The sequence below is a fragment of the Paraburkholderia sp. MPAMCS5 genome (genome assembly GCF_036016995.1).
Classification (GTDB): Bacteria; Pseudomonadota; Gammaproteobacteria; order Burkholderiales; family Burkholderiaceae; genus Paraburkholderia.
Map to the genome: position 1 here is coordinate 106,780 of NZ_JAYXBK010000017.1, position 6,289 is coordinate 113,068.

Annotated in this window: 5 protein-coding genes; 2 read left to right on the top strand and 3 right to left on the bottom strand. The window is 64.4% G+C overall.

What is annotated here, in order from left to right; all coding sequences use genetic code 11:
- Positions 1-8: 8 nt before the first annotated feature.
- Both VOM14_RS27275 and VOM14_RS27280 read left to right on the top strand, forming a co-directional pair.
- A complete protein-coding gene (locus tag VOM14_RS27275) occupies positions 9-1,478 on the top strand; it encodes an aldehyde dehydrogenase (protein WP_327631844.1) in 1,470 nt (489 codons plus the stop codon).
- Between the two features lie 157 nt (positions 1,479-1,635).
- Positions 1,636-3,060, top strand: coding sequence for a purine-cytosine permease family protein (locus VOM14_RS27280; protein WP_327631845.1), 1,425 nt, complete (start codon positions 1,636-1,638; stop codon positions 3,058-3,060).
- Between the two features lie 60 nt (positions 3,061-3,120).
- Here VOM14_RS27280 and gabD read toward each other — a convergent pair whose 3' ends face one another.
- From gabD to VOM14_RS27295, 3 genes are all read right to left on the bottom strand, one after another.
- Positions 3,121-4,581, bottom strand: a complete 1,461-nt coding sequence (gabD, locus tag VOM14_RS27285; RefSeq protein WP_327631846.1) for an NADP-dependent succinate-semialdehyde dehydrogenase — start codon at positions 4,579-4,581, stop codon at positions 3,121-3,123.
- Positions 4,582-4,642: 61 nt separating this feature from the next.
- Positions 4,643-5,350, bottom strand: a complete 708-nt coding sequence (locus VOM14_RS27290; protein WP_327631847.1) for a GntR family transcriptional regulator — start codon at positions 5,348-5,350, stop codon at positions 4,643-4,645.
- Positions 5,351-5,361: 11 nt separating this feature from the next.
- The coding region (locus VOM14_RS27295) for an ABC transporter ATP-binding protein (protein WP_327631848.1) at positions 5,362-6,289 on the bottom strand (928 nt) is incomplete at its 5' end.

Sequence of the window (6,289 nt, forward strand, 5' to 3'; positions counted from 1 at the left end):
CCGAATCCATGAGCTTTCATTTTCAGTTGTATATCGACGGACAGTTCGAGGCCGGCGCCGCGACGTTCGCAAGCGTGAATCCGGCCACGGGCAAGGTGTGGGCACAGATGCCCGAAGCCCGCACCGGCGAGGTCAACCGCGCCGTGCAAGCGGCGAGCCGCGCGCTGACCGATCCCGCGTGGGCCGGCCTGAGCGCGTCGGCACGAGGCAAGCTGCTGTACCGACTCGCCGATCTCGTTGAAAAAGCTGCGCCGCGGCTCGCTGAAATTGAAACGAACGATACGGGCAAGATCATCCGGGAAACGTCCAGCCAGATTGCCTACGTGGCGGAGTACTACCGCTACTACGCCGGCATCGCCGACAAGATCGAGGGAAGCCATCTTCCCGTCGACAAGCCCGACATGCAGGTCTGGCTCGACCGGCAGCCCGTGGGCGTGGTCGCCGCGATTGTTCCGTGGAATAGCCAGTTGTTTCTCTCGGCGGTCAAGGTCGGCCCGGCGCTCGCCGCCGGCTGCACCATCGTGCTCAAGGCCTCCGAGGAAGCACCGGGCCCGCTGCTGGAATTCGCGCGCCTTGTGCACGAGGCGGGTTTTCCGGCGGGCGTCGTCAATGTCATTACGGGCTTCGGTCCGGAATGCGGCGCGGTGCTGAGCGGCCATCCCGCGGTGGACAAGGTCGCCTTCACGGGCGGTCCGGAAACCGCGCGCCACATCGTCAGGAACACGGCGAACAATCTGGCCAGGGTTTCGCTGGAACTGGGCGGCAAATCGCCGTTCATTGTCTTCGCCGATGCCGACATCCAGAGCGCGGTCAACGCGCAGGTGGCGGCCATCTTCGCGGCGAGCGGCCAGAGTTGCGTCGCCGGTTCGCGGTTGCTGATCGAGGCTTCGGTGAAGGACGAATTCCTCGCGCTGCTGGTCGAACGCGTTGCGCGCATTCGCGTCGGCTCGCCAAACGAGATGGAAACGGAATACGGTCCGTTGTGCACCGAACGTCAGCTTCGCAACATCGAATCGGTGGTCGCGCGTTCGGTGAGCCAGGGCGCGAAAGTACTCGCGGGCGCGCAAGCGCTGGAGCGCGACGGCTACTATTACGCGCCGACCATTCTCGACTGCACGGGCGTGGAGAACGCGGAGAGCATCGCGACGGAACTCTTCGGCCCGGTGCTCTCGGTGGACACCTTCACCACCGAACAGGAAGCCATCGACAAAGCCAACAGCACCGTCTACGGCCTCGCCGCGGGCATTTTCACGACCAACCTCACGCGCGCGCATCGCGTGTCGAAGCGCGTTCGCTCGGGGATCGTCTGGATCAACACCTATCGGGCGGTCTCGCCTCTCGTGCCGTTCGGCGGCTTCGGACTCTCGGGCCACGGCCGCGAGGGAGGATTCGCGGCGGCGCTCGAATACACGACCACAAAGTCGGTCTGGCTGCGCACGTCCGACGAGCCGATCAGCGATCCCTTCGTGATGCGCTGAGCGCCGGGCGTGCCCGGCGTACCGAAGCCGCGCCCGAAAGCCGCGCCCGATTCCCACACCGGTTCAAACGCCTTCGAGGCTGCGCCTCGCCACGCCGCCGCGCCTCGCTCGCGCGCGCCGCTGGCGGACGTGGCCTGATAATCAAGTTGGAGACACTATGACAAAGCAGGCGAACGATAACAGCGTTCTGACCATCGAAAGCAACTCGATCGACTATGTCGCCCCGCAGAATCGACACGGCAAACCGGTCGATCTGTTCACCTTGTGGTTCTGCACGAACGTCGCGCCGCTGGCTGTGATTTCCGGCGCCACCTCCGTGCTGGTGTTTCACCTGGACCTGGCGAGCGCCGTGCTCGCCATCGTCGCGGGGCAGTTTTTCGGCGCTATTTTCCATGCGCTCACGTCCGCGCAAGGGCCGCTCGTCGGCGTGCCGCAGATGATTCAAAGCCGCGCGCAATTCGGCCGATATGGTTCGCTGCTGGTGGTCGGCTTCACCACGCTGATCTATCTGGGATTCTTCGTGTCGAACATCATCCTCGCGGGCAAGACGCTGCACACGGCGGCGCCCGCGATTCCGGTGACGGTCGGCACGGTGCTCGGCGCGGTTCTCGCGACACTGGTCGGCGTGCTCGGCTATCACTTCATTCATCGCTTCAATAAGGTGGGCGCGTGGTTCATGGGCGGCGCGCTGGTGGTCGGCATGATCCTGCTGGCGCCGGGCCTCGATGCTCACACCCTCCGGCAAGGTCATTTCGATCTGGCGAACTGGTTCGCGATGTTCGGACTGTGCGCGGTGTGGCAGATCAGCTTCGCGCCGTACACCTCCGATTATTCGCGCTACATGCCCGTCTCCACGGGCTTCGCGAAGACGTTCGCGTTCACGTACTTCGGCACCTCGCTCGGCACGATCTTCGCGTTTCTGTTCGGCGTGCTGGCGGTGAGCGCCGGTCAGGCGAACGACGCGATGCAGGCCGTCCTCACGCAGACAGGCATGTTCGGCTACGTGCTGATCTTCCTGTTTCTCGTCAACATCATCGGCCATAACGGCATGAATCTGTATGGCGGCGTGCTGTCGTTCATCACAGCCGCGCAGACGTTCCGCCCCGACTGGGTGCCGGGCCGCACCGTGCGGATAGTCGTCTCGACGGTTCTGCTGGTTGCTTCCACGGCCACGGCGTTGTGGGCTTCGAGCAACTTCATCGCGATCTTCCTGAACGCGATCTTCGCGATGCGCATCGTGCTCGCGCCCTGGGTGGCGATCAATCTCGTCGACTTCTATCTGATCAACAAACGGCGTTACGTGGTGGCGGAAATTGTCGGCAACGGCACGGGTCTGTATGGCTCGTTCAATGTCAAAGCCATCGCGCTTTACGTGTTCGGTATCGTGGTCCAGGTTCCGTTCATGGAAGAGAGCTTCTTCCACGGTCCTCTGTCGGCGATTGCCGGCGGTGCGGACGTCTCCTGGATGATCGGCCTCGTTGCGACAGCGCTCGCCTACTATCTGCTCGCACCCGACGACGCTTCCCGTTCCCCGCGCGGTTCGTCGCGCCGCTCTCCGGCCAGCGCCGCCGCGTCCGAGTAAATCTCACTGCGATCATGAGGCGGCTCGTCGTTGAACGAGCCGCCTTTTTACATGGCCTGATCAAACGGCCATGCAGAGATATTTGATGACGACGTAATCGTCGATGCCGTAGTGCGAGCCTTCGCGCCCCATGCCCGACTGCTTCACGCCGCCGAACGGCGCGACCTCGTTCGAGATCAGCCCCGTGTTCACGCCGACCATTCCGTACTCCAGCGCTTCCGCGACCTTCCAGACGCGGCCGATGTCGCGGCTAAAGAAGTAAGCCGCGAGACCGAACTCGGTGTCGTTCGCGAAGCGGATCACTTCCTCGTCGCTCGTGAAGCGGAAGAGCGGCGCGAGCGGGCCGAAGGTTTCTTCCTTCGCGAACTTCATCGCCGCAGTGACGTCGCGCAGCACGGTCGGCTCGAAAAAGCCGTGGCCGAGCGCATGACGCTTGCCGCCCGTCATGACGGATGCGCCCTTCGCGAGCGCGTCCTCGATGTGCGTCTCGACCTTCTGCACGGCCGCCTCGTTGATGAGCGGGCCTTGCGTGACATCGGGCTCGGTGCCGCGTCCGACCTTCAACCGGCTGACGGCCTCCGCGAGCTTGTCCGCGAACGCGTCGTAGACGGCGTCATGTACATAGAAGCGGTTCGTGCAGACGCACGTTTGCCCGCTGTTGCGATATTTCGATGCGATCGCGCCTTGCACGGCCGCGTCGAGATCCGCGTCGTCGAACACGATGAACGGCGCGTTGCCGCCGAGTTCCAGCGATACCTTCTTGACCGTCGGCGCGCACTGGCTCATCAGCAGGCGGCCCACCTGCGTCGAACCGGTGAACGAGAGCTTGCGCACGACGGGGTTCGACGTCAGCTCCGCGCCAATCGCCTTCGGATCGCCCGTCACCACGCTGAACACGCCGGACGGCACGCCCGCGCGCTCGGCGAGCACGGCCAGCGCCAGCGCCGAAAACGGCGTGGCCTCCGCAGGCTTCACGACAATCGTGCAGCCGGCGGCGAGCGCGGGGCCGACCTTGCGCGTGATCATCGCGGCCGGAAAATTCCACGGCGTGATCGCGGCGCACACACCCACCGGTTCCTTCACCACGACAATCCGCTTGTCGCTCGCGGGCGTCGGAATGGTGTCGCCATACACGCGCTTGCCTTCCTCGGCGAACCATTCGAGAAAAGACGCCGCATAGGCGATTTCGCCCTTCGCCTCGGCGAGCGATTTGCCTTGCTCCGTCGACAGGATCAGCGCGAGGTCGTCGGCGCTCTGCATCATCAGGTCGTGCCATTTGCGCAGAATCGCGCCCCGCTCTTTCGCGGTCCTCTTGCGCCACGCGGGCCAGGCCGCGTTGGCCGCGTCGATGGCCTGACGGGTCTCGATCGCGCCCATCAGCGGGACACTGCCGACCCGTTCGCCTGTTGCGGGATCGGTAACCTCGAATGTTTCGGTGTTCGAAGCATTCTGCCATTCGCCAGCAAGGTAGGCCTGTTGCCGAAACAATAGCGAGTCCTTTAGCTGCTTTGCCAATTCCATGGATGTTCCTAAAGAGGTGGAAAAAGAGGTGTTGCGCGAGCGGTGGCCCGCGCGCGAATCGTTATCCGGCGCGTTTCAGGAGCAAGCCGGCTTGTCCTTCGATCAGCAGATTCCGGGCGATGTCCGCCACGCGGCTGACGTGCGCGATGGCCGCGCGGCGAGCGGCGTCGGCATCGCCTGCCTGTATTGCGGCCAGAATCTGACGCATTTCCTGAACCGCCTGGCTGCCGCGGTCGTCGGACGCGATGGTCAGCGCTCGCAAGCGGTTGATTCGCGCGGTCAGCGACTGCACGATCTCCCACGCGACATGCTTGTGCCCAGCGGTGAACATGCGCTCGTAAAAGGCCGCCGTGCGTGCGCGCACGGCGCGATGGTCGCGGTCGTGGAATGCGCTCCGGATCGTATCGATTGACGCTTCCAGGTCCGCGATGGTGCGTTCGTCGGCGAACTGGGCACAGGCGCGCGCCGCCTCGCCTTCCAGCAAGCCGCGAATTTCGTAGATCTCGGTCGCCGTTTCCAGATCGAGCACGGCAACGATCGGCCCCTGATTGGGCAGGCTATCGACGAGCCCTTCCGTCTCCAGATGGCGCAGCACCTCGCGCACCACCGTGCGGCTCACGCCCAGCTCCTCACACAAGGTCCGCTCGACCAGCCGGTCGCCCGGCTGGAAGCGCGCGTCGAAAATGGCACTGCGCATTTTCTCGAGCGCGAGTTCCCTGAGCGTGGTCGTGCGGCGCTCGATTTTCAAAGACGAAGGCGGTTCTTGCATTGCGCGGTCCGTCAAGCCTGCGCGAACAGCCGCACATCGCGCGAATCCCAATCGACCCACGCCTGCGTGCCGATGACGATCCCACTGTCGCGATGGTCGCCGGCCGGCATCCGCACCGACAGGTCCTGTTCCCACGGCGTCGTCACCGAATAGTGCATGGCGTCGCCGAGATACGTGATGTCGCGCACCGTCACGGGCAAGCCCGCCGTGTCTTTCGCCGCGGCGAGCGCGCGAATGCGCATCTGTTCGGGGCGAACCATCAGCGTGCCGTCACCGCCCGCGGGCACCGCGGCATTCGGCGCGGCCGCGACCTGATGGCCGCTCGGAAAGACGGCGCTCGATTGCGCCGCGTCGCGCGCCGTGATGCGCACCGGCAGAAAATTCGAATTGCCGATGAAGTTGGCCACGAAGCGCGAACTCGGATTGCCATAGAGTTCCTCGCCGGTCCCGCACTGCTCGATGCAGCCCTTGTTGAAGACGGCGATGCGGTCCGACAGTCGCAGCGCCTCTTCCTGATCGTGCGTCACATAGAGAATCGTCACGCCCGTTTCCTGATGGATGCGGCGCAACTCGAGCTGGATTTCCTCGCGCAGCTTCTTGTCGAGCGCGGACAACGGCTCGTCCATCAGCAGCACGGGCGGATCGTATGCGAGCGCGCGCGCAATCGCCACGCGTTGCTGCTGACCGCCGGACAACTGCGCGGGCATGCGGTCGCGGAACTCCGACAGATGAACCAGCGCGAGCATCTGCTCGACCTTCTTTTTGATTTCCGCCTCGGGACGACGGCGCACGCGCAACGGGAAAGCCACGTTTTGCCCGACCGTCAAATGCGGAAACAACGTATAGCGCTGGAACACCATGCCGATGTTGCGCTTGTTCGGCGCCACAGAAAGTAGCGGCTTGCCGTCGAGCAGCACGCGGCCCTCGGTCGGCTCCTGA

Coding starts and splice junctions, on each gene's coding strand:
- VOM14_RS27275 (WP_327631844.1), top strand. CDS start 9: ATGAGCTTTCATTTTCAGTTGTATATCGACGGACAGTTCGAGGCCGGC.
- VOM14_RS27280 (WP_327631845.1), top strand. CDS start 1,636: ATGACAAAGCAGGCGAACGATAACAGCGTTCTGACCATCGAAAGCAAC.
- gabD (WP_327631846.1), bottom strand. CDS start 4,581: ATGGAATTGGCAAAGCAGCTAAAGGACTCGCTATTGTTTCGGCAACAG.
- VOM14_RS27290 (WP_327631847.1), bottom strand. CDS start 5,350: ATGCAAGAACCGCCTTCGTCTTTGAAAATCGAGCGCCGCACGACCACG.